The 26,209-nt window shown below is 57.2% G+C and carries 29 protein-coding genes and 2 other annotated features; of the genes, 15 read left to right on the top strand and 14 right to left on the bottom strand.

Features of this window, described 5'->3' with window-relative positions; translation table 11 throughout:
* Nucleotides 1-130: 130 nt before the first annotated feature.
* From rpmG to rplL, 7 genes are all read left to right on the top strand, one after another.
* Nucleotides 131-280 (top strand): 50S ribosomal protein L33, encoded by a 150-nt coding sequence (rpmG, locus tag RTU96_RS12480; protein ID WP_293009483.1) that lies wholly within the window; start codon nucleotides 131-133, stop codon nucleotides 278-280.
* A 31-nt stretch (nucleotides 281-311) separates the two neighbouring features.
* The gene (gene secE / locus RTU96_RS12475) at nucleotides 312-521 is read left to right on the top strand and encodes a preprotein translocase subunit SecE (RefSeq protein ID WP_293009482.1); all 210 of its coding nucleotides are present in this window, start codon (nucleotides 312-314) and stop codon (nucleotides 519-521) included.
* A 10-nt stretch (nucleotides 522-531) separates the two neighbouring features.
* Nucleotides 532-1,059, top strand: a complete 528-nt coding sequence (nusG, locus tag RTU96_RS12470) for a transcription termination/antitermination protein NusG (protein WP_294855682.1) — start codon at nucleotides 532-534, stop codon at nucleotides 1,057-1,059.
* Nucleotides 1,060-1,158: 99 nt separating this feature from the next.
* The gene (gene rplK / locus RTU96_RS12465) at nucleotides 1,159-1,584 is read left to right on the top strand and encodes a 50S ribosomal protein L11 (RefSeq protein ID WP_293010403.1); all 426 of its coding nucleotides are present in this window, start codon (nucleotides 1,159-1,161) and stop codon (nucleotides 1,582-1,584) included.
* A gap of 88 nt (nucleotides 1,585-1,672) precedes the next feature.
* Nucleotides 1,673-2,365 (top strand): 50S ribosomal protein L1, encoded by a 693-nt coding sequence (rplA, locus tag RTU96_RS12460; RefSeq protein WP_312636945.1) that lies wholly within the window; start codon nucleotides 1,673-1,675, stop codon nucleotides 2,363-2,365.
* A 57-nt stretch (nucleotides 2,366-2,422) separates the two neighbouring features.
* Nucleotides 2,423-2,551 (top strand) — a sequence feature (ribosomal protein L10 leader region).
* An 82-nt stretch (nucleotides 2,552-2,633) separates the two neighbouring features.
* Entirely contained in the window at nucleotides 2,634-3,185 is a 552-nt protein-coding gene (rplJ, locus tag RTU96_RS12455) for a 50S ribosomal protein L10 (protein WP_312636944.1), read from the top strand.
* 46 nt (nucleotides 3,186-3,231) lie between these two features.
* On the top strand, nucleotides 3,232-3,600 hold the full coding sequence (rplL, locus tag RTU96_RS12450; protein WP_312613643.1) for a 50S ribosomal protein L7/L12: 369 nt from the start codon (nucleotides 3,232-3,234) through the stop codon (nucleotides 3,598-3,600).
* Nucleotides 3,601-3,703: 103 nt separating this feature from the next.
* Here the strand turns inward: rplL and RTU96_RS12445 are convergent, their stop codons facing one another.
* The 5 genes from RTU96_RS12445 to rimM form a co-directional block, all read right to left on the bottom strand.
* The gene (locus RTU96_RS12445) at nucleotides 3,704-4,129 is read right to left on the bottom strand and encodes a VOC family protein (RefSeq protein WP_312636943.1); all 426 of its coding nucleotides are present in this window, start codon (nucleotides 4,127-4,129) and stop codon (nucleotides 3,704-3,706) included.
* A gap of 78 nt (nucleotides 4,130-4,207) precedes the next feature.
* Complete coding sequence (locus RTU96_RS12440) at nucleotides 4,208-5,392, bottom strand: pyridoxal phosphate-dependent aminotransferase (RefSeq protein WP_312636942.1); 1,185 nt, start codon at nucleotides 5,390-5,392, stop codon at nucleotides 4,208-4,210.
* Nucleotides 5,393-5,579: 187 nt separating this feature from the next.
* On the bottom strand, nucleotides 5,580-7,661 hold the full coding sequence (locus tag RTU96_RS12435; RefSeq protein WP_312636941.1) for a methyl-accepting chemotaxis protein: 2,082 nt from the start codon (nucleotides 7,659-7,661) through the stop codon (nucleotides 5,580-5,582).
* Between the two features lie 271 nt (nucleotides 7,662-7,932).
* Nucleotides 7,933-8,715: a tRNA (guanosine(37)-N1)-methyltransferase TrmD gene (gene trmD / locus RTU96_RS12430; protein WP_312636940.1), complete on the bottom strand. Its 783-nt coding sequence runs from the start codon at nucleotides 8,713-8,715 to the stop codon at nucleotides 7,933-7,935.
* On the bottom strand, nucleotides 8,705-9,211 hold the full coding sequence (gene rimM / locus RTU96_RS12425; protein WP_312636939.1) for a ribosome maturation factor RimM: 507 nt from the start codon (nucleotides 9,209-9,211) through the stop codon (nucleotides 8,705-8,707). Before rimM ends, trmD begins: the two co-directional genes overlap by 11 nt.
* Nucleotides 9,212-9,331: 120 nt before the next feature.
* Here rimM and RTU96_RS12420 point away from each other — a divergent pair, with 120 nt between their 5' ends.
* Nucleotides 9,332-9,811, top strand: coding sequence for a hypothetical protein (locus RTU96_RS12420; protein ID WP_312636938.1), 480 nt, complete (start codon nucleotides 9,332-9,334; stop codon nucleotides 9,809-9,811).
* Between the two features lie 72 nt (nucleotides 9,812-9,883).
* On the opposite strand, the gene RTU96_RS12415 is transcribed toward RTU96_RS12420, so the two are convergent.
* The 4 genes from RTU96_RS12415 to ylxM form a co-directional block, all read right to left on the bottom strand.
* A complete protein-coding gene (locus tag RTU96_RS12415) occupies nucleotides 9,884-10,114 on the bottom strand; it encodes a KH domain-containing protein (RefSeq protein WP_293010380.1) in 231 nt (76 codons plus the stop codon).
* A gap of 14 nt (nucleotides 10,115-10,128) precedes the next feature.
* Entirely contained in the window at nucleotides 10,129-10,368 is a 240-nt protein-coding gene (gene rpsP / locus RTU96_RS12410; protein WP_293010378.1) for a 30S ribosomal protein S16, read from the bottom strand.
* 74 nt (nucleotides 10,369-10,442) lie between these two features.
* The gene (gene ffh / locus RTU96_RS12405) at nucleotides 10,443-11,795 is read right to left on the bottom strand and encodes a signal recognition particle protein (protein ID WP_312636937.1); all 1,353 of its coding nucleotides are present in this window, start codon (nucleotides 11,793-11,795) and stop codon (nucleotides 10,443-10,445) included.
* A 3-nt stretch (nucleotides 11,796-11,798) separates the two neighbouring features.
* On the bottom strand, nucleotides 11,799-12,161 hold the full coding sequence (ylxM, locus tag RTU96_RS12400; RefSeq protein ID WP_312636935.1) for a YlxM family DNA-binding protein: 363 nt from the start codon (nucleotides 12,159-12,161) through the stop codon (nucleotides 11,799-11,801).
* Nucleotides 12,162-12,368: 207 nt separating this feature from the next.
* Between ylxM and RTU96_RS12395 the strand changes: the two genes are divergently transcribed.
* From RTU96_RS12395 to lgt, 4 genes are all read left to right on the top strand, one after another.
* Complete coding sequence (locus tag RTU96_RS12395; RefSeq protein ID WP_312636934.1) at nucleotides 12,369-13,319, top strand: dipeptidase; 951 nt, start codon at nucleotides 12,369-12,371, stop codon at nucleotides 13,317-13,319.
* 344 nt (nucleotides 13,320-13,663) lie between these two features.
* The gene (gene yfmF / locus RTU96_RS12390) at nucleotides 13,664-14,932 is read left to right on the top strand and encodes an EF-P 5-aminopentanol modification-associated protein YfmF (RefSeq protein ID WP_312636933.1); all 1,269 of its coding nucleotides are present in this window, start codon (nucleotides 13,664-13,666) and stop codon (nucleotides 14,930-14,932) included.
* Nucleotides 14,929-16,194: an EF-P 5-aminopentanol modification-associated protein YfmH gene (gene yfmH, locus RTU96_RS12385; protein ID WP_312636931.1), complete on the top strand. Its 1,266-nt coding sequence runs from the start codon at nucleotides 14,929-14,931 to the stop codon at nucleotides 16,192-16,194. The genes yfmF and yfmH overlap by 4 nt, the downstream gene beginning before the upstream one ends.
* A gap of 25 nt (nucleotides 16,195-16,219) precedes the next feature.
* On the top strand, nucleotides 16,220-17,332 hold the full coding sequence (lgt, locus tag RTU96_RS12380; protein WP_312636930.1) for a prolipoprotein diacylglyceryl transferase: 1,113 nt from the start codon (nucleotides 16,220-16,222) through the stop codon (nucleotides 17,330-17,332).
* 184 nt (nucleotides 17,333-17,516) lie between these two features.
* On the opposite strand, the gene pyk is transcribed toward lgt, so the two are convergent.
* Nucleotides 17,517-19,259: a pyruvate kinase gene (gene pyk / locus RTU96_RS12375; RefSeq protein WP_312636929.1), complete on the bottom strand. Its 1,743-nt coding sequence runs from the start codon at nucleotides 19,257-19,259 to the stop codon at nucleotides 17,517-17,519.
* A 433-nt stretch (nucleotides 19,260-19,692) separates the two neighbouring features.
* On the bottom strand, nucleotides 19,693-19,908 hold the full coding sequence (locus tag RTU96_RS12370; RefSeq protein WP_293010360.1) for a DUF378 domain-containing protein: 216 nt from the start codon (nucleotides 19,906-19,908) through the stop codon (nucleotides 19,693-19,695).
* 191 nt (nucleotides 19,909-20,099) lie between these two features.
* On the opposite strand from RTU96_RS12370, the gene RTU96_RS12365 reads away from it, so the two are divergent.
* Together RTU96_RS12365 and RTU96_RS12360 are read left to right on the top strand one after the other, a co-directional pair.
* Nucleotides 20,100-21,383, top strand: coding sequence for a DUF1015 domain-containing protein (locus RTU96_RS12365; RefSeq protein WP_312636927.1), 1,284 nt, complete (start codon nucleotides 20,100-20,102; stop codon nucleotides 21,381-21,383).
* Between the two features lie 39 nt (nucleotides 21,384-21,422).
* Nucleotides 21,423-21,791 (top strand): VOC family protein, encoded by a 369-nt coding sequence (locus RTU96_RS12360; RefSeq protein ID WP_312636926.1) that lies wholly within the window; start codon nucleotides 21,423-21,425, stop codon nucleotides 21,789-21,791.
* 278 nt (nucleotides 21,792-22,069) lie between these two features.
* Here the strand turns inward: RTU96_RS12360 and RTU96_RS12355 are convergent, their stop codons facing one another.
* The 3 genes from RTU96_RS12355 to RTU96_RS12345 all read right to left on the bottom strand — a co-directional run bounded on the left by RTU96_RS12355 (nucleotide 22,070) and on the right by RTU96_RS12345 (nucleotide 24,777).
* Entirely contained in the window at nucleotides 22,070-22,933 is an 864-nt protein-coding gene (locus tag RTU96_RS12355; protein ID WP_312636925.1) for a MetQ/NlpA family ABC transporter substrate-binding protein, read from the bottom strand.
* A 169-nt stretch (nucleotides 22,934-23,102) separates the two neighbouring features.
* Nucleotides 23,103-23,786 (bottom strand): methionine ABC transporter permease, encoded by a 684-nt coding sequence (locus tag RTU96_RS12350; protein WP_312636924.1) that lies wholly within the window; start codon nucleotides 23,784-23,786, stop codon nucleotides 23,103-23,105.
* Nucleotides 23,779-24,777: an ATP-binding cassette domain-containing protein gene (locus RTU96_RS12345; protein WP_312636973.1), complete on the bottom strand. Its 999-nt coding sequence runs from the start codon at nucleotides 24,775-24,777 to the stop codon at nucleotides 23,779-23,781. Before RTU96_RS12345 ends, RTU96_RS12350 begins: the two co-directional genes overlap by 8 nt.
* Before the next feature lie 65 nt (nucleotides 24,778-24,842).
* Nucleotides 24,843-25,087: a binding site (T-box leader), on the bottom strand.
* Between the two features lie 222 nt (nucleotides 25,088-25,309).
* On the opposite strand from RTU96_RS12345, the gene RTU96_RS12340 reads away from it, so the two are divergent.
* Nucleotides 25,310-26,155, top strand: a complete 846-nt coding sequence (locus RTU96_RS12340) for an undecaprenyl phosphate translocase family protein (RefSeq protein ID WP_312636923.1) — start codon at nucleotides 25,310-25,312, stop codon at nucleotides 26,153-26,155.
* The last annotated feature ends 54 nt before the right edge of the window (nucleotides 26,156-26,209 follow it).

Below are 26,209 nucleotides of genomic sequence, written 5' to 3'. Positions count from 1 at the left end.
GAAAAAGGGTTTATTTGTCGTGCGCGTTTTCGCTTTCGCGCGGGACGAAGGCCGCTTTGGAGGGCAGGGAGGCAGTCGGCTTCTCCGGCTCAAGCCGGACAAGAGGCCAATAATAAGGAGGTGCCGTTAAATGCGCGTGAAAGTGACCATGAGATGCAACGAGTGCAAGCAGAGAAACTACAACACTATGAAGAACAAGAAGAACACCCCGGACAAGATGGAAATGAACAAGTATTGCCCCTTCTGCAAGAAGCACACGCTCCACAGCGAGACGAAGTGATTGACCGAATGACGAGAAAGGGCGTGTAAACATGGCGGAAGAAGCCAAGAAAAAGGACAGAACCCGCTGGTTTCGGGAAATGAAAAGCGAAATGAAAAAAATCGTGTGGACCGACCGCAAGACCGTGGCGAAAGACACGGGAACCGTGCTGCTGTGCTCTCTGCTCATCGGCGCGTGCATCTGGATTGCCGACTATTTTCTCATTAACGGCATCCAGCTCATCATCACGTTTCTGAAGTAAGGGGCGAGTGATGACAGAGAGCGCGAAATGGTATGTAATCCATACCTATTCCGGCTATGAAAACGCGGTAAAGACCAGCATTGAGAAGTTTGTGACCGGACGCAACATGGAGGATATGGTTCTCAGAATCGAAATTCCTCTGGAAACGGTCACGGAGATCACCGAGGGCGGCGCCTCAAAAGAGGTTGAGCGCAAGGTGTTCCCCGGTTATGTGCTGATTAAAATGGTCTTGACGGACGAAACCTGGCATCTGGTGCGGAATATCCGCGGCGTGACCGGGTTTGTCGGCGAGGCCAGCAACAGGCCCATTCCTCTGACAGAGGAAGAGGCGCTGTCCATGGGCATGGAAAAACACGAGATTGAAGTGAAATACTCCGTGGGCAGCCATGTGAAAATCGTGGACGGTCCTCTGTCTACCTTTACCGGCGTGGTGGAGGAGATCGAGCCCGAGAAAAACCGCGTCAGCGTGATGGTTTCCATGTTCGGACGGGAAACGCCCGTGGAACTGGAACTGGATCAGCTAGAGGTCGTGGACTGACAGAGCGGACACGCGTCCGCTGCAAGTGGGAGGGACCGTTGTCCCGCCAAAGGGGGCCGGAAGGCCGCCACCACATTTTAAACAGGAGGTGCTACTAAAGTGGCACAGAAAATTACAGGATACGTAAAACTGCAGATTCCCGCGGGCAAAGCGACACCCGCTCCCCCCGTGGGCCCCGCGCTGGGCCAGCATGGCGTGAACATCGCCGCGTTTACCAAGGAGTTCAACGAGCGCACAAAGAACGACATGGGTATGATTATCCCCGTGGTCATCACGGTGTACGGCGACCGCTCCTTCTCCTTCATCACCAAGACCCCCCCCGCGGCGGTTCTCATCAAGAAGGAATGCAACATCGAGTCCGGCTCCGGCGTGCCCAACAAGACCAAGGTGGCCACCATTACCAAGGCGTCCATCCAGAAGATCGCAGAGCTGAAGATGCGCGATCTGAACGCCTCCAGCCTGGAGAGCGCCATGAGCATGATCGCCGGCACCGCCCGTTCCATGGGCGTTGTGGTGGGCGACTGAGCCGCCACTCGTCCCCGTTTGCGCGGCGCAAGGGCCGCATACAGTGGGAGGATGAATTCCGAAGAACCACTATGAGGAGGAAATAACATTGTTTAGAGGCAAGAAGTATACCGACAGCGCAAAGCTGATCGATAAGGGTACCTTTTATGAAACGGCGGAGGGCATGGGCCTGGTGTGCAAGTGCGCCGTCGCCAAGTTTGACGAAACCGTCGAGCTGCACGTAAAGCTGGGCGTGGACTCCCGGCACGCAGACCAGCAGGTCCGCGGAGCCATCGTTCTGCCCCACGGCACCGGAAAGACCGTCCGCGTGCTTGTTTTCGCGAAGGATGACAAGGCTGCCGCCGCAAAAGAAGCCGGCGCCGACTATGTGGGCGACATGGATTTGGTGGAGAAGATTCAGAAGGAAAACTGGTTTGACTTTGACGTGGTTGTTGCCAGCCCCGACATGATGGGCCTGGTGGGCCGTCTGGGTAAGGTGCTGGGCCCCAAGGGCCTGATGCCCTCTCCCAAGGCTGGCACCGTCACTCCCGACGTGGCCAAGGCCGTGAAGGAAGTGAAGGCCGGTAAGATCGAGTATCGTCTGGACAAGACCAACATCATCCACTGCCCCATCGGAAAGGCCTCTTTCGGCCCCGAGAAGCTGGCGGAGAACTACAATGCGCTGATGGGCGCCATTGTCAAGGCAAAGCCCGCCGCCGCCAAGGGTCAGTATATCCGCAGCTGCGTGGTGGCTTCCACCATGGGCCCCGGCGTGAAGATGAACGCCGCCAAGCTGGTCTGAGCAAAAAAACCGATATCCAACCGGGAATTTACCGCTTGACAAATTCCGACGGTTTGATATAATACAATGTGCGTTCCAAAGACAGCAGGTGGGAGGAAACTCCGGAAATCCTGCCGAGGACGGCTTTTGATGAAGCTATTCCGTCCTTGTGTCTTTTGGGCACAAGGACGGTTTCCTTTTTAGAACGCACCCCCCGGAATTTTTCTGCGTGACGGCCTGCGCCGGAGAGCAGAGACATTCCGCAAAAATCTCTGGAGGTGAAACAAGAATGCCTAACGCAAAAGTCCTGAGTGCAAAGCAAGCGATTGTGGCGGAGCTGACCGAGAAGGTTCAGAAGGCCACCGCAGGCGTCCTGGTGGACTACAAGGGTATCACCGTTGAGGAGGACACCGTCCTTCGCCGCGAGTGCCGTGAAAACGGCGTGGAGTACTCTGTTGTGAAGAACACCATGCTGCGCTTCGCGTTCAACAACGTCGGCTACGGTGAGCTGGACGGTCTGCTGAACGGAACCACTTCTCTGGCTCTGTCCGAAGATGTGGTTGCTCCCGCCCGCATCATGAGCAACTACGCCAAGAAGATGGAAGGCAAGTTCGAGATCAAGGGCGGCTTTATGGACGGCAAGGTGGTGGATCTCGCCACCATCCAGTCTCTGGCTGCAATTCCCGCGCTGCCCATCCTGCAGGCGCAGGTTCTGGGCACCATGCTGGCCCCCATCACGGGCCTGGCCGTGGTTCTCAAGCAGATCGCGGAGAAGGGCGGCGAAGCCGCTCCCGTCGCCGAGGCTCCCGCAGCGGAGGAATCCGCTCCCGCCGCTGAATAAGCGGAACCCAAATCTAAACCAAACTTTTATTTAGGAGGCTACTATTATGTCTGAGAAAGTTACCGCTATGATCGAAGAGATCAAGGGTTTGACCGTTCTGGAGCTGAGCGAGCTGGTGCACGCTCTGGAGGAGGAGTTTGGCGTTTCTGCCGCCGCTATGGCTGCTCCCGCCGCTGCTGCCGCTCCCGCTGCCGAGGAGAAGACCTCTTTCGACGTGGTCCTGACCGGCTTTGACGCCGCTGCCAAGATCAAGGTCATCAAGGCTGTCCGCGAGATCACCGATCAGGGTCTGGCCGAGGCCAAGGCGACCGTCGAGGGCGCTCCCGCCACTCTGAAGGAAGGCTTGTCCAAGGACGACGCCGAGGCCATGAAGGCCAAGCTGGAGGAAGCCGGCGCGAAGGTCGAGCTGAAGTAAGCTTTTTCCATATGCAACCGAAAGCAGCCGTACAGATAATTCTGTACGGCTGCTTTTTTAAGATTTCGGTGAAATAGCGGACGGAAATTTCCCGGAAATTCCCTTACAGCAGGGAAAAATCAGGGCTTTCCATCAGCGGCTGCATCTGGCACAGGCAAAACGGATGCCCGGCGGGGTCCAGCATTACCCGCCAGTGATCGGAAAACTGCGCCGCTGCAACAGTTGCCCCGCAGTGGATTGCGTGCGTCACGGCCTCATCCAAATTGTTGACCGCAAAATCAAGATGGGCCATTTGCTGCTGTGATTCCGGCGCTTCCGGCCAAACGGGCGGCGTATAAAGAGGATTCCTCTGAAAGGTAATGCCCGGGTATGCGCCCTGCTGCGCGCCGGGAGCGCCAAGGCACGCGTATTCCTCATCGTAAAAGGGAATGGTCCATCCCAGCAGCTCCGCGTAGAATTTTGCCAAGTCATAGGGGTTTGTGCAATCGATGGTAAACGAATACAGCTTGATTTTAAGTCCGGAATCCATGGCGTTTTGCCTCCTAATAGTATCTGATGTTCGGCTTTATCTTGAAGGACAGCACAGAAGCGAAAGCGATTTGTGCGTTCAGCGATAGGTTTCGATCAGTTCCTTAAACAGGGGGAGGCTGCGCTGAATGGTGTCATAAGACACGCAGGTGCACAGGCGGAAATACTCCGGGCAGCCAAAATCGTCGCCGGGAACAACCAGAACGTTTTTCTCCTTGGCCCGGTCGGAAAACGCCTTGGAGCTGCCGCCGGGGGCCTTGACAAACATATAGAACGCACCGTTGGCCTTGGGACAATCGTAGCCGAAGGAAGTAAGCGCGTCGTAGAGGGCGCGGCGGTTTTTGTCGTAGGCGGCAAGGTCCGGCCGCTCCGCAGCGCAGCGGGCCACAACGCGCTGCTGCAAAGAGGGGGGGCAGACATGGCCCAGAACCCGGGCGGCTCCCGCCACGGCAGCGAACAGCAGATCGCTGTCTGCCGCGCTGTCGGGCACGCAGACATAGCCGATCCGCTCTCCGGGGAGGGACAGGGATTTGGAATAGGAGTAGCATACCACGGTGTTGGGATAGAGATTGGGGACCCAGCTTACCTCCGCTCCGTCGTACACCAGCTCCCGGTAAGGCTCGTCGGCAATGATATAGATGGGGTGGCCCACCTGACGGCTCTTTTCCGTCAGCAGGGCCGCCAGCTTTTCAAGGGTTTCCTTGGTATAGACGATGCCGGAGGGGTTGTTGGGGGAGTTGATAAGAACTGCCTGCGTATGCTCGTTAATGAGGGCTGCCATGTCATCCAGCCGAATCTGGAAATGCTCTATGTCGGGCGGCGTTACCACAAACTTTGCACCGTTGCTCTCCACATAGGGACGGTATTCGGCAAAGAAGGGGGCCACGCCCACAATTTCTGCACCTTCTACCGCCAGCGCCCGCACCACGGCGATGAGCGCCGGCGCCGCGCCGCAGGTGAAGAACAGGTTTTCGGGACGGAGACGGGCATTAAATCGGGCGTTTAAATCGTCTGCCACGGCCTCGCGCACGCCGGGATAGCCTGCGGCGGAGGTGTAGCCGTGGATATCCAAACTGTCCTCGGTGCGCACGATGTTCAAAAAGGCTTCGTTCACCGCGCCCGGAGAGGGAATGGAGGGGTTTCCGATGGAAAAGTCAAAGACGTTTTCCCGGCCCACAACGGCGGCCTGCTTCATGCCGTATTCAAACAGCTCCCGGATGCAGGAGCGGGATTGGCCCAAAGCCAGCATTTTCTGAGAAATCATACAGTAAAGTCCTTCCCGCCGCCGCGCGTGGGGCGGCCCGCCTGAAAGTGCGGTAAATTCTATATGTTACTTATCATAGCACGTTTTAGAGAAGAAGGAAATGGGTTTTTCAGTCCGTATAGAGAACATCCGGTGGGGACGCAAAGCGTCCCCACCGGATGTTGCCTTTGGAATGGGAATGAAGCGATCAGAGATCGTCGTCTTCTCCCAAAACGAAACTGTCTACCAGTGTTTTCAAGGTCTGCGCCTGTGCGGAAAGTTCCTCGCTGGCGGCGGCGCTTTGCTCGGCGGTGGCGGAGTTGTTCTGCACCACGGAGGCAATCTGGTCGATGCCTGTGGTAATCTGCCGGGCGAAGTGGGCCTGCTCGTCGGAAGCCTGCGCAATGTTGCAGATCTTCTTGTTGATGGACTCGGTATGCTGCACCACAGCGCCCATGGATTCGGCGGCGGTATTGGCAATATGCGTGCCTGCCTGAATGGAGGTCAGAGCGTTTTCAATCAGGGCGGTGGTGCTTCTGGCTGCCTCGGCGGATTTTCCGGCGAGATTTCGCACCTCGTCCGCCACCACGGCAAAGCCCTTGCCCGCCTCGCCCGCACGGGCGGCTTCCACCGCCGCGTTTAGGGCCAATATGTTGGTTTGGAAAGCAATGTCGTCAATGGTTTTGATGATTTTTCCGATTTCGCCGGAGGTGGTTTCGATTTCCTGCATGGCAGCGGTCATTTCCGCCATCCGGGCGTTGCTCTCGGAAATGCAGGCTTCGGTATCCGCAGAGATGGAGCTGGCCTCGGCGGCATCCTGTGCGTTCTGGCGGACCTTGGCGGACAGCTCCTCAATGGCGGCAGCCAATTCCTCGGTGGAGCTGGCCTGTTCTGTGGAGCCCTGGGAGAGCGCCTGCGCGCCGTTGGCCACCTGCTCGGAGCCGCTGGACACTTCGTCGGAGGCCTGCCGGATATGCAACATGGTGCGGGTCATTGTCACCTGAATGGACATAAGCGCATCTTTGATTTTGGAAAACTCCCCTGTGTAGTCACAGACCAAGGTGAAGCGCATATTGCCGGTGGAGAGCTGTTTCAGAACATCGGTAATCTCGTTGATATAATTCATATAGGATTTCAGCCGGTCTACCGTGGCGCGCATGGAAAGGGCAAGTTCGCCAATCTCATCCCGGCTGGAAACCGAGAGTTCCACATTCAAGTCCCCATCGGCAATCTGGACCGCAGCGCGGTGAAGCTCACGCAGCGGGCGGACCAGCCTGCGGCTGAACAGCAGGGAAACAGCTGTGATGACGGCGAAAAGCACAAGCGCCAGAAGAATATTAGACTGAATCATCCGCGTGGTGTCGGCATAGGCGGCAGATCGGTTTTGAATGGTAACCACGGCCCAGCCGTCCGACCCGCCGGGGAGAGAAATGGGTGCGTAGGCGTAAATCGCATTTTCGTCGGATTGCTCCTGAATGCCGCTTTCACCGCTCAGAGCGGCGGCGGTCAGAGCCTTCAGCGCAGGGGAAAGCGCAAAATCCTCCTGAGACTCCTGATCGCCTGTGACCACCGTTTTGACGCCGGTGAGATAGTTGTACATTTCGGCCACCTGCTCTGCGTCCGGATGGGCCACCACGACGCCCTCTCCGTCCACAATGACGGAATAGGTGTCCTCCGTGTTATAGTCATCCACAATCTCCTGAAGCTTTTCAAGGCTCAAATCGCAGCCCAGAACTCCCGACATCTGCTTGTTCGGGCTGGGGGCGTAGACGGGATAAATGATGGAAGAGACGGCGCTTTTCGTATTGATGTCCAGATAGGACTTGGTGATGAAGGGCTGAGAGTCGGACATGATCTGCTTAAACCACCAGCGGTCCGCCCGGTTGCCAAGATTTCCGGAGCTTCGGGCGGTTTGCTCTCCGTCGGTACCCTGCTGATAAAACAGAATAAAATAGGGGTTGTTTTCAAGAGTGGTGACCAGCGCACCGCGCTGTGCCTCCGGGTCCGGATAGCGAAGATCGCCGCTGTATGCAAGGCCTTCGGCCACGGCGTAGGCCTTGTTCATATACTCCGAAACCTGCGCCGCAACGCCGCCGGTTTTGCTCTCAAGAAGCCGGGAGGAAGAGGCGTGCCCGGACGAGGTGGTGATAAAGCCGCCGATGAGGTTGGAAAGCAGCAGGGAGCCGACGCAGGATAAGACCGCCAAAAGGACAATCCGGCTTTGAATGCCGGACCGGCGGCCCCGCTTTTCTCGGTTTTTTTGGGGCCTTGCAAAAGCGTTCTCTTTCAAAACAATACCCTCCCAAGTTAGTTTCTACCCGGATTGCGGAGTCCTCAAAAGCAGAGGGACAGCCCACACCGCTGTCCCCCTTAAAAAGTATGAGTTCCGGCGTTGGCGGATGGAACCGCAACAAAAACCCGGGTGACTTTTTTGAATTATATCACGCAATAGCCAAATTTTGCAAGTATAAATTAAATAAAATGTTGCATTTTGTCAAAAACAATATTACTGAAACGAACAGAAGGAAGGAGTGGGTGAAGGTTCGGCTGCAAAAATCTGATCAGGACTCCGTTTGAGGAAGGGGTGCCGAGTCGACTGCAAATTCTTCTTTGGCCTGCTGGAGAATTTTCCGCTCTGCCTTTGTGGCAAGCTGTGTCTCGTCAAAGGCGGCAAAGAGGTCCGGCCGGCGGGCCATGGTGCGCTTATAGCTCTCCTTCTTTCGCCAGGCGGCAACCTTGGCGTGGTCGCCGGAAACCAGAATGGGAGGAACCTCACGTTCGTGCCACACGGCGGGACGGGAGTATTGCGGGTGCTCCAGCAGTCCGTCCCAGTGGGACTCCTCCGTGAAGCACTCTTCATCCGGCAAAACGCCGGGAATCATGCGGCACACCGCGTCGCACACCGCCATGGCGGGAATCTCCCCCCCGGTGAGGACAAAGTCGCCCATGGATAGTTCCTCGTCCACGCACTCGTCCAAAAATCGTTGGTCCACGCCCTCGTAGTGCCCGCAGACCAGAATCAAATGATCGTACCGCTCCTTCAATTCCCGGGCCACCGTCTGGGTGAACACCCGCCCGCAGGGGGAGAGATAGATGGTGCGCCCAGAGCCAAAGGTTTCCGTCACGTAGGCCCAGCAGCGGTAGAGCGGGTCGGCCTGCATCACCGCGCCCCGGCCTCCGCCGTAGGGGTAATCGTCCACCTGCATCTGTTTATTGGTGGTATATTCACGAATCTGGTGGGACTTTATGGCGATAAACCCACGTTCCTGCGCCCGGCCCAGAATGCTGACGTTCAGCATGGCGTCCACGGCCTCGGGAAACAGGGTCAGAATGTCAATCCGCATCGGTTTCCATTCCTTTCAGAATGTGGACCAGCATTTCGTTCGCGTCTAAATCCACGGACTTGATGAAAACCTCCGGCACGGCGGGAATGAGGTAAGTGTGCGTGCCTGTCACCGTGTAGACCTTGCTGGCGGGATAGTCCTCAATCAAGGTCAGCTTGCCGAGAAGCTCGCCGGTGTCGGCATTTTTTACGTCCATGCCAAGAAGCTCGTCGTCAAAAGGCTCGCCGTCCTCTGCATCCTCCCGACGGATGAAGATGGGCTGCTCCTTATAAGAAAGAGCGGCGTTCATGTCGTCCACGCCGGGGAACTTTAAGAGGACAAAGCTTTTGTGGACGTGGTTTGCGGTGGGGACGATGGGAGTCTTGTCCTTGCCCAAATAAAAGGTCTTAAAGTCGGTGAGATAGGCGGGATCGAAGCCCTGAGGCAGCAGCCGCACCTCGCCGCGGATACCGTGGGCGTTGACAATGCGGCCGATTTGAATAAAGTCCAGTTTCATTTGTAACTCCTTCCGGAAGTTTCACAGGATGATATAAAAGTATTATACCCAACCCACGCCGGATTGACAAGGGGCGGCGGGGCGGCTATGATAAAGAAAAAGAGGAGGAATGATTTCGCCGTGAAAAAAGAGGTAGAGGAATTTTTGAATCGAAGCAGGCAGGAGCGGGAAGAGTCTGGACGAAAGGCGCAAAAGTCATTTTTGCTTGAACTGGGGCTGTATCGCGTAATCCCCATGCCGGAGAGCGGGACCGCGGAGAATTATCCGGATTTTGACGACAGCGGAGAGCGCTGCCGAAAGGAACCTCTGGATGTGACGGACGAGGAATACGCCGCGTTGTGCCACGAGGTGGAGAAAAAGACGAAAAAGGACTGGCCCGTCTGGCCGGTTTATCAGCTTTTGTTTGTGCTGGCAATCGTGGTTTGGGTTGCGGGGCTTGTCATGGGCTTTACCATCGGCGGACAAATCATGGGGGAATATACCGGCTTTTCAGTGATGGCGGCGTTGAGCACGTGGATCACATTTGCGGTCTATGGTGCGGTGCTGCTGGCGCTGTCGGAATTTGTCCGGCTGATGAAAAAACGGAACGGAGAATTGTAAAGCTCCCAGCGCGCAAGACAGGAGAATAGAAAAGAGAGCGGTGCAGCAAGCACCGCTCCCTTTATTGATGCGTCAGTCCATGATATCCACGGAAACCTTTGTACCGGTACGCTGGGCATAGGAGCGCACCACGGTGCGTATCTCCTTTGCGATGCGACCCTGACGGCCGATGACCTTGCCCATGTCGTCGGGGGCGACGCGCAGCTCCAACGTCAGCTCCTGCTCGCCGGGAATTTCCGTGACGGAAACGGCGTCAGGATCGTCCACGAGGTTTCTGGCGATATAGAGCAGCAAGTCCTTCATATCTGCCCTCCGGCTTAGAGGACTTCCACTTTTTTCAGCAAAGCCCGCACCGTGTCGGTGGGCTGGGCACCGGACTTAATCCAGGCCTGGGCACGCTCAGTGTCAATCTTGATTTCGGCGGGGCTGACGCAGGGGTTGTAGGTGCCGATTTCCTCGATGAAGCGGCCATCCCGGGGGAAGCGGGAATCGGCCACCACCAAACGGTAAAAGGGAGCCTTTTTGGCGCCGAGGCGGCGCAGTCTGATCTTAACCATAAATGTGTACCTCCAAAAAAATTGTCAGAAATTTTATCTATAAATGCGGCTGCACTTATATACTTGAACGGGCCTTACTTCTTTTTACGCTTCTTCTTGCCCGGGCCGTGGCCCATGCCGCCAAAGCCGGTGAACCGGCCCCGGGACACCTGCTTCGTCAAATCCCGGACCATTTCAAACTGCTTTAAAAGCCGATTGATCTCCACCACCGGGCAGCCGCTGCCCGTGGCGATGCGCCGCTTGCGGCTGGCATTCAAAAGATCGGGATTTTCCCGCTCTCGGGGGGTCATGGAGAGGATGATGGCCTCCGTATGAGAGAGGGCCTTTTCGTCCACCGTGGCGTTTTGCAGCTTATCGCCCATGCCCGGCAGCATCCCGGCAATCTGGCTCAGATCGCCCATACCCCGAAGCTGACGGAGCTGGTCCAGATAATCCTCTAGCGTGAAGCTGCTTTTCCGCAGTTTTTCCTGAAGCTTTCGGGCCTGCTTTTCGTCGTAGTTCTGTTCGGCCTTTTCAATCAGCGTCAGCATGTCGCCCATGCCGAGAATGCGGGAGGCCATGCGGTCGGGGTGGAACGGCTCGATCATGTCCAGTTTTTCCCCGGTGCCCGCGAATTTCACGGGCTTTCCCGTGACGGCTCGGATGGAGAGGGCCGCGCCGCCCCGGGCGTCGCCGTCCAGCTTGGTGAGGACCACTCCGTCGATGCCCAGCGCCTCGTCAAAGGCGGAGGCGGCGTTTACCGCGTCCTGACCGGTCATGGCATCCACCACGAGGAGAATATCGTTGGGACGGACGGCGGTTTTCATCCGCCGAAGCTCGTCCATCAGCGCGTCGTCAACATGGAGCCGCCCGGCGGTATCCAGAAGCACCAGATCGTTGCCATGGTCTCGGGCGTGGCGCAGGGCGTTTTCCGCGATTTTGACCGGGTCGCCCTGACCCTCGTCGTACACGGGCAAATCAAGCTGCCCGCCCACGACCTTGAGCTGCTCCACGGCGGCGGGACGGTACACATCGCAGGCGACGAGCAGGGGCCGCTTGCCGTACTGCTTACGCAGATAGCCCGCAAGCTTTGCACCGTTGGTGGTTTTGCCCGCGCCCTGAAGGCCCACCAGCATCACCACGGTCGGCCCGCTGTTGGCCATGATCAGGCGGGAGTCCGTGCCGCCCATCAGTGCGGTGAGTTCTTCGTTTACAATTTTAATGACCTGCTGGGCGGGGGTCAGGCTGTCCAGCACGTCGCTGCCGACGGCACGCTCCGTGACCTTTCCAACAAAGTCTTTAACCACCTTGTAGCTTACGTCGGCTTCCAGAAGGGCCAGACGGACTTCCCGCATGGCTTCCTTCACATCGGCCTCCGACAGGCGGCCCTTGCCACGCAGCCGTTTAAAGGCGGCGTTCAGTTTTTCTGTAAGTCCCTCAAATGCCATCTTTTACTCCCTGAGCGCATTGGCGGCGACCGCCACCGTATCGGCCAGCTCCCCAAGGCGGGGGTCCTCATACCGGCGGTTCAGCGCCTTAATTTCCGCAGCCGCGGCACAAAGCCCGTCCACCTGCGCGCGAAGCTGTTCGAACCGGCGGATGAGGCCCGTTTTGTCCTCGATTTCCTGCATCACGCCCTCCGCCCGGACAATCACATCCCGAACGCCCTGACGGGAGATGCCAGCGTTTTCCGCGATCTCCGACAGGGATAGGTCGTTATTATAATAGTAGTCAAAAAATTCGCGCTGCCGGTCAGTGAGTAGCTCCCCATAAAAATCGTAGAGCATGGTCATGCGATAGGTTTGATTTTTCAAAGAAAACGCCCCCTTACCGAATACTTGTAAAGTTATATGACTTTACAACGACATTCAGTTTACAGGAATCCGGGCGAAAAGTCAAGGGAAAAAGGGAAGAAAATTTCAGAAGTCCTGAAAAATAGGACTTGGTATAAAACTGGGGTGGCGATGGGCGTAAGCGCCTTCCCAAAAGACGCTTAGGCGCGATATGAAAAGGAGGAAACTATGGTTTTTGACGCACATTCCGACATCTGGACCGACGTGACGGTACGGCGGATACGGGGAGAGAAAGATGTTTTTTGCAATCACCATCTGCCTCGGCTAAAAAAAGGCGGGGTGGAGGGCGGCGTTTTTGCCATTTGGGTGGATCCGCCCCACGACGCGGATCATGCGGCCCGCACTCGACAGATGATGGACTGCATCCGGGAGGAAATCGCCGAATCGACGGGGTTTCGCATTGTTCATACCTATGAAGAAATGCTGGAAGCCCGACGGGAGAGCGTCTTTTATGTTTACATCGGTGTGGAGGGGATGGCCTGCGCGGGGGAGGATCCGGCGTGGCTTGACACATATTACGATTTGGGTGCGCGGCACGCCATGCTGACATGGAATGAGGCCAACGCGCTGGGAGCGGGAGCGATGTCCGGTGAGGATTACGGGCTGACCGCGCTTGGGAAGCAGGTGGTACGCAGAATGCAGGAAAAGGGAATGCTGCTGGATGTTTCCCACCTGAACGAAGCGGGGTTTTGGGATGTAGCGGAGTTGACTGAGGGACCGTTTGTCGCGTCCCATTCCAATTGCAGGGCACTGTGCGACGTGCCCCGGAATCTGACGGACGGGCAGCTCCGGGCCATCCGTGACACGGGAGGCGTGGTGGGGGTGAACGTCTTTCACGACTTTGTTCACGCCGACCCCGCCAGACAGACGGCGGAGACGCTGGCGCTTCACGCCGCCCACATGATTGAGGTGATGGGAATTGACCACGTGGGCTGCGGGTTTGACTTCTGCGAGTTTCTGGAGGGGGAAGAGGACGAGCCGCGCACGCCGGGACTGGAGGACGCGGCACGGATTCCGAATTTCTTTGAATGTTTGAAGCGGCTGGGCCTGAACCAAGAGGAGTTGGAGAAGGTGGCACGGGGGAATTTTTTACGGGTGCTTCGCCGGTGTGTGGGATAAAAGGACGGACGGAGAGGGAAAGATGCTTTACCGCTGGAGCGACCTGCCCCACCCGGCGGAGAAAAAAGGCGGTTTATATTTTCCAAGGTCAGCCAAAATAGAGTTTGAATTTGCGGAGAGAATACGGTATACTAGCCGAGTAATAGGCGGAATGCTTTGATTTCAGCGGTTTGCTTTCGGCTTTTGGGAAACTGAAAAGCATGGCCTATTCTGCCAAGAGAACTTTGCGCTTGCGGTAGAATATCCGATGATACAAACTGACACGATTTAACATATATGCCACAATAACCCGCCGAGACTGTGGTATACTATATCTATTTGAAACGACAGGAAGGAGCCTGAAATTGAAAGAAACCAGAACAAAGCTTGCGGAGGGAGTGCACCTCACCTGCATGCCTGCGCGGAAATTTAAGACCGACTTGCTCTCCGCCCAATTCATGACCCCTATTCGGGAGGAGACGGCGGCGGTTCAGGCGCTGCTGCCGGCGGTGCTGCGCAGGGGCTGCGCCCGGTGCCCGGACATGGGCGCGCTGGGGGCGGAGTTGGACAGGCTGTATGGAGCGGAGCTTGACTACACGGTGCGCAAAAAAGGAGAGCGACAGTGCGTGGGCTTTGTGGCCAGTCTGATTGACGACGCGTTTACGCCCGGCGGGGATAAGCTTCTGGAGCCGGTGGCGGAGCTGTTGGGGCAGGTGATCTGTGACCCGGCCATGAAGAATGGAAGGTTCCTGCCTGAGTATGTGGACAGTGAGCGGACAAATCTGGTGGACGCGATCCGCAGTATTCTCAACGACAAGCGGGACTATGCCGACCTGCGGCTTTTACAGGAGATGTGTGCCGGAGAGGCCTATGGTGTGAGCCGGTTTGGAGACGAAAAGACGGCGGAGGCGCTGACGGGGGAGCAGGTCTATGGGGCCTATCTCAAAATGATTTCCGCCGCTCCGCTGGAGCTGTTTTACTGCGGCGGCGCGGAGCCTGCCCGGGTTGCGGACGCGCTTTCCAAGGCGCTGTCCGTTCTTCCCCGCACAACGGTGTCCCCTCTGCCCAAGACATTGCCTCACACGGCAAGAGCCGAAGCTTTGCGCATTACCGACGCCATGGACGTGACCCAGGGAAAGCTGGGCATGGGCTTTGCCTGCGGCAGCGACGACTTTTCCGCGCTGCTGATGGGGAACACCCTGTTTGGCGGAAGCAGCAATTCCAAGCTGTTTATGAATGTGCGGGAAAAGCTGTCCCTTTGCTATTACGCCTCGTCCCAGCTTCACAGGGAAAAGGGCGTGATTACCGTATCCTCCGGGATTGAATTTCAAAATTTCCAGCGGGCTTACGGTGAGATTTTGATTCAGCTCAAGGCCGTGCAGGACGGCGCGCTGGACGACTGGGAGCTGGAGGGGGCGCGAAGCACGCTGTGCAACGCCTATGCCACCATCGGGGATTCTCAGGGCAAGCTTGAGAATTTCTGGCTGGGGCGGATGGCCTCGGGCCGGGAGGATACGCCGGAGGAGCTGGCCGAGGGCGTTCGCGCCGTGACGCCGGAGCGTATCCGGGAGGCCATGGGGTCCGTATCGCTGGACACTGTGTATTTTCTTAAGGGAGAGGAGGCCGGAGCATGAAAAAGGAGCTTTATCAGCGCATTGGTGAAACCGTTTACCGGGAGGTGCTGCCCAACGGCCTGCCGATCAACGTGGTTTACAAGCCGGACTTTGCAAAAAGCTATGCCTTTTTTGCCACACGATACGGCGGGATGGACACCCGCTTTCAACTGAATGGAACGTGGATGGACACTCCGGCGGGCATTGCCCACTATCTGGAGCACAAGATGTTTGACACCGAGGAGGGCAACGCGCTTCAGGATCTTGCGAAAAACGGGGCGGAACCCAACGCGTTTACCTCCAATGCCATGACGGGGTATTACTTCGACTCCACGGAGAAGTTTGAGGAAAACCTGAAAATTCTGCTGTCCTTTGTCTCGGTCCCATATTTTACGGATGAGAGCGTTGAAAAGGAGCAGGGCATTATCTCTCAGGAAATCCGGATGATTGAGGATAACCCCGACTGGCGGGTTTATGCCGGAATGATGGGGGCGCTGTATCACAACAACACCGCGAAGACTCACATCGCGGGCAGCGTGGAGAGCATCCGCGAGATTACGGCCAAGACGCTGTATGACTGCCACAAGGCGTTCTACACCCCGGGGAACATGGTTTTGACGGTGGTGGGGAACGTGGATGCGGAGCGGGTGAAGGAAATTGCCGCGTCCATTCTGCCAAAAGAGAGCGGCCCTGCCATTCCACGGGACCACGGGGAAGAGCCTGCGGGCGTGGCGCAGCGGGAGGTCAGCCGGAGGATGGAGGTTTCCATGCCCCAATTCCTGCTGGGCTTTAAGTGTACGCCCTCGACGCAGGGAGAAAATTTTCTCCGGCGGAGCCTGATTGGGGGCATGGCGAGCGATTTGCTGCTGGGGGATTCCAGTCCGCTGTATCAGCGGCTGTATGAGCAGGGACTGGTCAACGGGAGCTTCGGCGGCGCGTTCGAGATGATGCCCGACACGGCCTACCTCTACGCGGGAGGCGACAGCCGGGACGTGAACGTAGTGGCTGCGGAGATCAAAAAAGAGGCCCGCCGCCTTGCGGCGGATGGGCTGGACCATGACTTTTACGAGCGGGTGCGCAAGGCGGCCTTCGGCACGATGCTGCGGAGCATGAACTCCTTTGAAAGCATCGCCGTGTCGCTGACGGAGGGGCATTTTGCGGGCTATGACGCGCTGAAATTCCCAGAGGCCTTTGACGGCATCACCGAAGAGGACGTCCGGGCATTTATCCGGGACGAGCTGACAGAGGACCGCGCGGCGATGTCCGTGATTCAGCCGAAATAAGGCGCGGCGAAAGGAAGTTTCTGTTTTGACGAATTTAAAAGCACTGAGTGATATGCCCATCGGGTTTCCGGGATTGTTCGGCGGGTTTGAAATCGATCCCGATCCTGTGGCGCTTCACATCGGGCACGGTATTTACTGGTACGGCATCATTTTGGCGCTGGGGCTGCTGGCGGGGCTGTACCTTTGCATGAAGCAGGCCAAGCGGTTTGGTCTGACGGAGGACAATGTGCTGGACATGATTCTCTGGGCCACGCCCCTTTGCATCATCGGCTCCCGCATTTACTATGTGATTTTTTATCTGGATTTGTACCGCAACGCGGACGGCGGGTTTGACTGGCTGCGGATGCTGGCCGTGTGGGACGGCGGCATTGCCATCTACGGCACGGTAATCGTGGGCATTCTGGTGACCTATGTCTATTGCAGAATCAAAAAGCTGAAGTTTACCGCCATGGTGGACCTTTGTGTCATGGGCCTGTTTTTGGGCCAGAGCATCGGGCGTTGGGGCAACTTTATCAACCGGGAGGCCTTCGGCGCAGCCACCGACCTTCCGTGGCGGATGCAGCTATGGGTGAGTAAGTACCAGTCCGTGGAGGTGCACCCCACGTTCCTCTACGAAAGCCTTTCGAATCTGGTGGGGCTTTTGCTGGTGCTGTTTATCGTCAGCAAGGCCCGCCGGTTTGACGGAGAGAGCGCCTGCTTTTATTTCCTGTGGTACGGCCTTGGCCGAGCATGGATTGAGGGGCTGCGGACGGACAGCCTGTACCTCTTTGACTGGACAATCTTTGGCGCGCCCATCCGCGTTTCTCAGGCGCTGAGTCTGGTGCTGGCGGTGTGCGCGGCGGTGGCCCTGTTTTACAACATCGTGATTCGGAAAAAGGACGGCAGCGATTTGTGGGTCCGGCAGATGGAGCGAGCTGCTCTGGCGGCGGATTCTGAAGCGGAAACGGAGATAGCCGGGACGGAGGAAATCGTTTCTGCGCCTGAAGCGGAAGTGTCCGGCGTGGAGGAGAACGTCTCCGGGACAAATGTGGAAACTTCTGAAGAAAACGGTTTTGAGCCGGAGGCGGAAGCGCCCGTGACGGATGACGGCGGGAAAGAAGCGTCTGCCGATGCGGTTTTGGAAAAGGAAAAGCCCTGAGTTGGGGCGGGTGCGATAAAAACTCCGCACAGCGATACGGAAAGGCTTTTTCGATCTTCGTGAGGAAGTGAATATCTAAAAAGCGAGGGCACGGGGAATCGATTTCCCCGTGCCCGATGTTATATTGTTCAAAGGAGAGCGCTTCCATTGCGAGGATGGGTCCGGACGCGTTTCTCAGGGGCGCTTATCCGGGGAGACGCTGAACCGTGCCGTGGGCGCAGTCCACACTCACCTGCATCCCGTCGGTGAGGATATGAGTGGCCCCGCTCGCGCCCACGATGACCGGCTTGTCCAGAGCAAGACCCACGGTGGCGGCATGGCTGTTTGCACCGGATTCCTCGCTGATGATGGCGGCGCAGGTACGCATGACGGGGAGCATGTCGTTGGTGGTGAAGGGAACCACCAACACGCAGCCCGGACGAGCCTTTTCTGCAACCTCCTCCGGCGTACGGCACACGCACAGGGGGCCGGAGGCCTTTCCCCGGCCAACGCCCACAGCGGTAAACAGCGCGCCGCCCACCAGATGGACCCGGATCATATTGGTGGTACCGGGGATGCCCACAGGCACACCTGCGGTGACCACCACCAAAGAGCCCTGCTTTACAAGCCCGGCGGCTTCGGCGGTCTCCACAGCAAAGTCTACCAGCTCGTCGGAATCTCCAGCCACGGGCATCAGAATGGGGATGACACCCCAACTTAGAGCCATGTGGCGCTGAACCCGTTCGTCCAGCAGGCAGGCAATCACCGGTGTGACGGGACGGAAACGGCTGACCAGCCGGGCAGTGGTGCCTCGCTGGCTGACGGTGATAATGGCGTCCGCCCCCACATCGGCGGCGGTGGTGCAGGCGGCGTGGGCTGTGGCGGCGGCAATGGAGAGACGGTGGTCCCCGTCGGCACTGCGCATCCGCTTGGCATAGTTGATATCGGATTCCGTGCGCAGAGCGATGGCATCCATGGTCTTCACCGCGTCTACCGGGTATTTGCCCGCGGCTGTTTCTCCGGAGAGCATGATGGCGGAGGTGCCGTCATAAATGGCGTTGGCCACGTCGGTGATTTCCGCCCGGGTGGGGCGGGGGTTTTCCATCATGGAGTCCAGCATCTGTGTGGCGGTGATGACAGGCTTTCCCGCAGCGGCACACTGGGCGATGATGTCCTTTTGAATAATGGGGATTTCCGTGAAATCAATCTCCACGCCCATGTCGCCCCGGGCAACCATAATCCCGTCGGCCACGGAGAGAATTTCGGAGAGATTGTCCACGCCCTCCTGATTTTCAATTTTTGCGATGATACGAATGGAAGACCCGGCGGCGCTGAGCAGGCGGCGCAGATCCGTCACGTCCGCCGCGCTGCGGACGAAGCTGGCAGAAATAAAGTCGAAATCCTGCTCCACGCCAAAGAGAATATCCTCCCGGTCCCGCTGGCTGAGATAGGGCATGGAAAGGCGCACGCCGGGGACGTTGACCCCTTTGTGATTTTTCACGCTTCCGCCGTTTTCTACACGGCAGACGATATCTTCTCCCTTGATTTCCAGCACTGTGAGGCGGATAAGCCCGTCGTCCAGCAAAATCGCGCCGCCGGAAACCACGTCGTCGGGGAGTTCCCGATAGGTGACGGCACAGATATGCTCGTCCCCCGGAACATCGCGGGTGGTGAGGGTAAATTCCTGACCTGCTTGCAGTTGGACGCGACCGTCCTTAAAATCCCGCAGGCGGATTTCGGGGCCCTTGGTGTCCAGCATGGTGGCCACGGGCAGGTTCAGCTCCTTCCGAAGCTTTTTTACCATGTCCAGCCGCACCTTGTGCTCGGCGTGGGTGCCGTGGGAAAAGTTAAACCGGGCCACGTTCAGTCCAGCCTCCAGCATGGAACGGAGCGTCTCCTCCTTGTCGGTGGCGGGGCCCAGAGTACAGACAATTTTTGTCTTTCGCATATAAACCTCCTTGTTTCTTGGAAGCAATCCTTAAAATACGGATTCTGGTTCTATTATAAACGATTTCGTCTCTGTGGCAAGGGGGAATCCCGTATTTTTTGTAAATAAAAGGGGGCGCACTGTGTAAAAAGTTTTACGCATCTTTCTTGTATATTGTCTCTTGTACAGCGGGATACCCTCCTAAATGGGCAATTTTTATGAAAAAAAGCACAACGAGATTTAGACACAGACGGAAGAAAAAACAATATAGGGCAGGGAAATTTACATTCCCTGCCCTATATTACAAAGCCACGGGGGATTTGCGGCTCGGCGGTAAAAATTAAATTATTTTGCCTCGTATGTGGCAAAATACCTCTTGGACCGCAAACGCACGAACGGACCATAATTGGTGGTCCGTTCGTGCGCTTACAATGATTGCAGAAATTTTTTGAGATTACGCTACGTGGGTTCTGCGCTCCTCGCCTCTTTGGAAGAGCAGCGTGATGCACCACAGACCTGCCAGGCCGACCAGCGCATAAATGATGCGAGAGAGGGCGGCCATCTGCCCGCCGCAGAGGAAGGCGACTGTGTCGAAGCCAAACAGGCCGACGCCGCCCCAGTTCAGCGCGCCAATAATGGCGAGCACCAGTGCGATCTTGTCGATTACCATAAAACATACCTCCTAAAAACTGATTATCCGGGGTTTGGGTGGAGTATGCCCCAAAGCGCGGATAATCATACCGACGGGGAGAAAAATTTCAGACTCCCGTTGAATCCGGCGGCGGAGTATAGTATACTGGGAAGACAAGCACAATGGCGCAGTGCGCCAAAAAATTTGCAAATTTGGAAAAGGAGACTCACATGAACGAGAAATTCAATCGCCTGGGCTTCTATCCTGCGGATATCCTGCTGCCCGCAAGCGCAGATATGGAAAAGTGGGCCGTTGTGGCCTGCGACCAGTTTACCTCTCAGCCGGAGTATTGGGAGGCGGTGGAGCAGGCGGTGGGCGAAGCGCCCTCTACCCTGCGCCTGATTCTGCCGGAGGCCAAGCTGAACGACCCGGACGTGGAGAAACATATTGCGGACATCAATGCGTCCATGCGAAAATATGTGGAGGGCGGCGTGTTCAAAACCCTGCCTGCGTCTCTCATCTATATGGAACGCACCCAGTCTGACGGGAAGGTGCGCCACGGTCTGGTGGGCATGGTGGATTTGGACCAGTATGACTACACGCCCGGCTCCGGCGCGCTGATCCGCGCCACAGAGGGAACCGTTCTTTCCCGCATTCCCCCTCGGGTGAAGGTGCGGCAGGACGCGCCGGTGGAGCTGCCCCACGTGATGCTGCTGATCGACGATCCCGACGAAACGGTGATTGAGCCGCTGGGCGGCCAGAGCGGCGCCATGGAAAAGCTTTATGATTTCGATTTGCAGCAGGGCGGCGGGCATTTGATCGGCTGGAAGCTGACCGAGGCCCAGACTGACGCTATCGCAGACGCGCTGACGGCGCTGTGTGCCCCCGACCAGATGGAACGGAAGTATGGCATGAAGGACGCTGCGCCCCTCCTGTTCGCCGTGGGCGACGGTAACCATTCCCTTGCCACGGCAAAGACCTGCTATGAAAACAAGAAGAAGGTCACGCCCAAGGAGCAGTGGGCCACTCTGCCGGAGCGGTATGCACTGGTGGAGGTGGTGAATAACCACGACGACGCGCTGAAGTTCGAGCCGATTCACCGGGTGGTGTTTGACGTGGACGCGGAGAAGCTGCTGGCGGCCTTTAAGGTGTTTTATCCCTCTGCCCATGAGGGCGAGGGTGAGGGCCACACCATCGCCTATACTTGGGCGGGCGGCAAGGGCTTTCTCACCGTGCCGGACCCCAAGGTCCAGCTTGAGGTGGGGACGCTTCAGGCGTTTATCGACGAGTATTTGAAGGATAACGGCGGCGGCGAAGTGGACTACATCCACGGCGACGAGGTGACGGATGAGCTGGGTGCGAAGCCCGGCAACATCGGCTTCAAGCTGCCCGCCATGGGCAAGGAGCAGCTTTTCAAAACCGTGATGGCCGACGGCGTGCTGCCCCGGAAGACCTTCTCCATGGGCCACGCGCAGGATAAGCGCTATTATGTGGAGGCAAGAGCCATTCAATAACTGCGGCGCAAACAACAGGACGTTTTAAGGGGAGAGACAATGCTGAGCTTTAATCATTTTAACTTCAACGTGTCCGATTTGGACAAGTCACTGGTATTTTACAAAGAGGCGCTGGATTTGACGCCGGTAGGGAACCGCAAGGAGGCCGCGGACGGAAGCTACATTATCGTGTATCTGGGGGACGGAAAGACAGACTTCCGGCTGGAGCTGACATGGCTGCGGGACCATCCCCAGAAATATGATCTTGGAGAGTGCGAATTTCATCTGGCCCTGCGGGCAGACGATTACGAGGCGGAGCATCAGCGTCACGAAAAAATGGGCTGTATCTGCTTTGAAAATCCGAAAATGGGGATTTATTTTATTCAAGACCCGGACGGGTACTGGATTGAGGTCATCCCCACGCGATAAGAAAATATTGAAAAAAGACCGCGTGAGCGGTCTTTTTTCTGTAAAGGGTCTGCCGCCTGATAATGGAAAGCTCTGGAGCGAGTGCATTTATGGGCCAGCCGCCCGAGGGCGGCGCTTCAAAATCAGTGCATTCGGGTGCTCGTCATAAGGGCGGCGATTGAAAAACGGGCGCGGGGAAGTTTCTTCCCCCCGCCCGTTCAATTTTTACTTTCCGCAGACTTCGCACAAATGCGCTCGGCGGAAAAGCTTTTCAAAAAGAGGGGACAGCCGGTAAACGCTTAGACTGCGGGGATGACGGCACCGCCGTAGGTGGTGGTGATGAAATCACGGGCAGTTTCGGACTGGAGAGCCTCCACCAGCGCACGGATGGCGGGGTTATTCTCGTTGCCCTCCTTCACGGCGATGATGTTCACATAGGGGGAGTTGGCATCCTCAATGGCCAGAGCGTCCTCCACGGGGTTGAAGCCCGCTTCCATGGCATAGTTGCTGTTGATGACGGACAGGTCTACTTCCTCAACGGTGTTGGGAATCATAGCGGCCTCCAGCTCCTTGAAGGTCAGGTTCTTGGGGTTCTCCGCAATGTCGTTGGGCGTGGCGGTCAGGTTGGCGCTGTCCTTCAGCTTGATGAGGCCCTGCGCTTCCAGCAGCAGGAGGGCGCGGCCCTCGTTGGTAGCGTCGTTGGGGATGGCGACGACGGCCCCGTCGGCGAGGTCGGCCAAAGCGGTGGTCTTACCTGCGTAAATGCCCATGGGCTCGATATGCACGCCGCCCGCATTCACAAGATGAGTGCCGTTTTCAGCGTTGAAGTTATCAAGATAAGGCACATGCTGGAAGTAGTTGGCATCTTCGCTGCCTTCCTCCACGGCGGTGTTGGGAACCACGTAGTCGCCGTATTCCGTGACCTGAAGGTCAATGCCCTGCTGGGCCAGAACGTCCTTCACGGCGTTCAGAATTTCGGCGTGGGGAGTGGCGGAGGCGGCGACCTTGAGGGTCACGGTTTCAGCAGGAGCGGAGCCGGAAGCGGAAGCGGAACCAGATCCGGCAGAGCCGGAAGCCGCAGAGCCGGAACCGGAGTTACCGCAGGCGGCAAGAGAAGCGGTCAGGCCGAGGGCCAGAGTAAGAGCAAGAAGTTTTCTTTTCATCAGTTGTTCCTCCATTAAAGTCAGATATATGTTGATGGGATGAAGTTATATTTCAATGGCCGCGTTTCCCGCCGTCGCGCGCCGACAGGAAGAAGGGGTCAAAAAAATAACGGAAGGGGAAGGCCAGCAAGCGGACCCGAAAATCAAAGCGCCGGGAAAAGGGCCGCTTTTATTTCAGGCGCTTGTCTATTCTTGCGGACAGGAAGCTGAAAATGGTTTGAATGCCCTGCACCAGCAGAATAATGAAAATCACCGTGACCAGCAGCATGGAGGGGATGCGGCGCTGATAGCCATATCGAATGGCAAGGTCGCCCAGCCCTCCCGCACCCACCGCACCGGCAATGGCGGTATAGGCAAGAATGGTGATGATGGAAATGGAGCCGCCCAGCAACAGGGAGGGCTTCGCCTCCGGCAGATAGACCTTCCAGATAATTTGGAAGGGGGAGGCACCCATGGCCTGCGCCGCTTCCACCACGCCCGCGTCCACCTCTGCCAGAGAGGTTTCAACCATCCGGGCAATGAAGGGGGCGGCGGAAATCACCAGCGGGACAATCGCGCCCCGGATACCGATTTTCGTGCCCACGATGAACTTTGTGAAGTCCATAATGGCCACCATCAGGATAATAAAGGGAAGAGAGCGGCCCACGTTGACAATCCAGCCCAGCACCCGGTTCAGACCTCTGCGGGGCAGGATACCATGGGGCTGGGTGATACTGAGCAGGATGCCCAGCGGAAGGCCCAGCAGGTAGGCGAAGACGGTGGAAATGCCAGTCATAATCAGGGTGTCGATTGTGCCCTGCCCGAGAAGGGGGCCGTATTGATGCCAAAACGCAGATGTAAAAATCTCAGCCATAGTACGCGGCCTCCTCCCGTTCGTAGGTAACTTTGTGTTCCTTTAAAAACGCCAGCATTTTTTGAGCTTGCTCATAGTCTTCCGGCAGCTCCAGAAGCATCTGTCCATGGGCGTTGCCGTCGATATCCTTGGTGTCGGCGTACCAGATGTTTACCGGCGCGCCGCTGGCGAGGACCATGCCGGAGACAATGGGCTGGTCGGAGGTGTTGCCGTCAAAGGTAATACGGTACAGCGGACCGTGAATCTTGCTCTTTTCGGAGATGGCGCCCCGGGGCGTGATGAGCTGCCGGGCCGCAGGGGTTTGAGGATGGTGGAACACGTCTGCCACCGCGCCCTGCTCTACAATGTGGCTGTCGGAAATAATGGCGACCCGGTCGCAGATCTGCTCCACAACCGTCATCTCGTGGGTGATGACCACCACGGTGACGCCCAAGGTTTCGTTCAGCTCCTTCAAAAGTGCCAGAATGGACTGGGTGGTGGTGGGGTCCAGCGCGGAGGTGGCTTCGTCGCAGAGAATGACCTTGGGGTCCGTCACCAGCGTGCGGGCGATGGCCACCCGCTGCTTCTGCCCGCCTGAGAGCTGGACGGGGTAGGCTGCTTCCTTGTCCTCCAGCCCCACCAGCTTCAAAAAGGGACGGGCCTTTTGCCGGGCCTCGCTCCGGCTCATACCTGCAAGCTCCAAAGGAAAGCACACGTTGTCCAGCGCCGTGCGCTGGAAGAGAAGGTTAAAGCCCTGAAAAATCATGCCGATGGACTGGCGGACCTTGCGCAGTTCCTTTTGGGAAAGGCCGGTCAGCTCCGCGCCGTTTACACGGACGGCACCGGCGGTGGGCCGCTCCAAAAGGTTGATACAGCGCACCAGCGTGGATTTTCCAGCGCCGGAAAGGCCAATGATGCCGAAGATTTCTCCCGCCTCCACGCTTAAGGTCACATCGTCCAGCGCGGTAACGCCGCCGGCAAAGATTTTGGTCAGATGCTCAAGTTCGATCATGGACATGGCAAGCATCCTCCTTTATACAGTAAATTGGGCAACAAAAAACGCCCCTGATGCCATGCATCAAGGACGAGCGTAAAAAAACGCCGTGGTACCACCTTGGTTCGCGCGCCTCCTCACGGGGGCGGCCTTTGAGAGTGCAGTCACACTCCTGCGCGCTGACGGGCGCTCCCGTCGCGGCCTGCGCATACGCGGTCGACCACGCAACTCCGGAACCATCTTCCGCAAACCCTTCCGTACCTCTTCTCACCTGCCGAGGCTCTCTGCGACGTATCTGTTTGCGTACTCTTTCCTTCATCGTCTTTTCAATGTTTAATTGTTGCACTTAAGTTTACGAAAGTTTCAGGAGTTTGTCAACAGGGAAAAAATGCTGTAAAATGACTAAAGCTCAAAAATAATTCTGTGAAAAGCGACAAAAACCGTAAAAAACCATTAGAAGAAGAGAGGGATATGGGGAATCGAATTGCAAATTCAGGGCAGAACTGATATATTATGAAAGCAGTATTTTTACAGTAGGCGGAGGTAGCGTGTGCCAAAACAAAACCACAATTTCATGATGCGCTATCTGCGGGATTTTCTCTGCGGGGCGCTGATCGGGGCAGGAGCGATTCTGCCCGGCGTGTCCGGCGGGGTGCTGGCCGTGGCATTTGATTTATACCGCCCTTTTATGGAGGTGCTGACCCATCCCAAGCGGGCGCTTCCAAAATACTGGGGGCGGATTCCCGCCCTTGGATTGGGCTGCGCCGTGGGTTTTATGGGCTTTGCAAGGGGAATTTCGGCGGCCCTGAACGTATCTGCGGCAGTAACCACCTGGGCGTTTATCGGGCTGATTGTGGGGACGGTTCCCTCTCTTTACCGCGAGGCGGGGAAGGAGGGCCACAGCCGTGCATCCTGGGTTAGCATGGGCGTTTGCGCCGGGACGATTTTTGGGGTGCTGTTTTACGTGGGACGGGTGCTGTCCGTTCAGCTCGAGCCGAATTTTTGGTCTTTTACCCTCAGCGGGGCGCTGTTTGGTCTGGGAATTGTGATTCCGGGGCTGGCGGCTTCCTCCGTGCTGATGGCGCTGGGGCTGTATCAGCCCCTGATGGACGGGCTGTCGAGCCTTGATTTGTCGGTGCTGCTGTCCACGCTGCCGGGGCTGATTCTGACGGTGGCGCTTTTGGCGCGGGCGGTGAACTGGGTGTTTCAAAAGCACTATTCCATTGCGTTTCATGGGATTTTGGGGGTTGTGATTGCCTCTACACTGGTGATTATCCCTGTGCATTACGGGGGTGCGGGGGAGCTTGCTCTTTCGGCACTGTGTGCGGGCGCAGGATTTCTTCTGGCCTTTGGAATCAGCAGGCTGGACCAGCGGACGCAGGGAAACGGACTGTAAAATGCCGGATAAAAGAAAAGATTTAAATATATAATAAATGGCGGCCCCGCGGAG

The organism is Oscillibacter sp. (genome assembly GCF_032018205.1).
Lineage (GTDB): Bacteria > Bacillota > Clostridia > Oscillospirales > Oscillospiraceae > Oscillibacter.
Note: the sequence above shows the minus strand (reverse complement) of the source record. Positions and strands in the feature narration are given on the sequence as shown.

Excerpts from the sequence above, each read along its gene's own strand:
- rpmG (WP_293009483.1), top strand. The coding sequence starts at position 131 with ATGCGCGTGAAAGTGACCATGAGATGCAACGAGTGCAAGCAGAGAAAC.
- secE (WP_293009482.1), top strand. The coding sequence starts at position 312 with ATGGCGGAAGAAGCCAAGAAAAAGGACAGAACCCGCTGGTTTCGGGAA.
- nusG (WP_294855682.1), top strand. The coding sequence starts at position 532 with ATGACAGAGAGCGCGAAATGGTATGTAATCCATACCTATTCCGGCTAT.
- rplJ (WP_312636944.1), top strand. The coding sequence starts at position 2,634 with ATGCCTAACGCAAAAGTCCTGAGTGCAAAGCAAGCGATTGTGGCGGAG.
- rplL (WP_312613643.1), top strand. The coding sequence starts at position 3,232 with ATGTCTGAGAAAGTTACCGCTATGATCGAAGAGATCAAGGGTTTGACC.
- RTU96_RS12445 (WP_312636943.1), bottom strand. The coding sequence starts at position 4,129 with ATGGATTCCGGACTTAAAATCAAGCTGTATTCGTTTACCATCGATTGC.
- RTU96_RS12440 (WP_312636942.1), bottom strand. The coding sequence starts at position 5,392 with ATGATTTCTCAGAAAATGCTGGCTTTGGGCCAATCCCGCTCCTGCATC.
- trmD (WP_312636940.1), bottom strand. The coding sequence starts at position 8,715 with ATGCGGATTGACATTCTGACCCTGTTTCCCGAGGCCGTGGACGCCATG.
- rimM (WP_312636939.1), bottom strand. The coding sequence starts at position 9,211 with ATGAAACTGGACTTTATTCAAATCGGCCGCATTGTCAACGCCCACGGT.
- RTU96_RS12415 (WP_293010380.1), bottom strand. The coding sequence starts at position 10,114 with ATGAAGGACTTGCTGCTCTATATCGCCAGAAACCTCGTGGACGATCCT.
- rpsP (WP_293010378.1), bottom strand. The coding sequence starts at position 10,368 with ATGGTTAAGATCAGACTGCGCCGCCTCGGCGCCAAAAAGGCTCCCTTT.
- ffh (WP_312636937.1), bottom strand. The coding sequence starts at position 11,795 with ATGGCATTTGAGGGACTTACAGAAAAACTGAACGCCGCCTTTAAACGG.
- RTU96_RS12395 (WP_312636934.1), top strand. The coding sequence starts at position 12,369 with ATGGTTTTTGACGCACATTCCGACATCTGGACCGACGTGACGGTACGG.
- yfmH (WP_312636931.1), top strand. The coding sequence starts at position 14,929 with ATGAAAAAGGAGCTTTATCAGCGCATTGGTGAAACCGTTTACCGGGAG.
- pyk (WP_312636929.1), bottom strand. The coding sequence starts at position 19,259 with ATGCGAAAGACAAAAATTGTCTGTACTCTGGGCCCCGCCACCGACAAG.
- RTU96_RS12370 (WP_293010360.1), bottom strand. The coding sequence starts at position 19,908 with ATGGTAATCGACAAGATCGCACTGGTGCTCGCCATTATTGGCGCGCTG.
- RTU96_RS12365 (WP_312636927.1), top strand. The coding sequence starts at position 20,100 with ATGAACGAGAAATTCAATCGCCTGGGCTTCTATCCTGCGGATATCCTG.
- RTU96_RS12360 (WP_312636926.1), top strand. The coding sequence starts at position 21,423 with ATGCTGAGCTTTAATCATTTTAACTTCAACGTGTCCGATTTGGACAAG.
- RTU96_RS12355 (WP_312636925.1), bottom strand. The coding sequence starts at position 22,933 with ATGAAAAGAAAACTTCTTGCTCTTACTCTGGCCCTCGGCCTGACCGCT.
- RTU96_RS12350 (WP_312636924.1), bottom strand. The coding sequence starts at position 23,786 with ATGGCTGAGATTTTTACATCTGCGTTTTGGCATCAATACGGCCCCCTT.
- RTU96_RS12345 (WP_312636973.1), bottom strand. The coding sequence starts at position 24,777 with ATGATCGAACTTGAGCATCTGACCAAAATCTTTGCCGGCGGCGTTACC.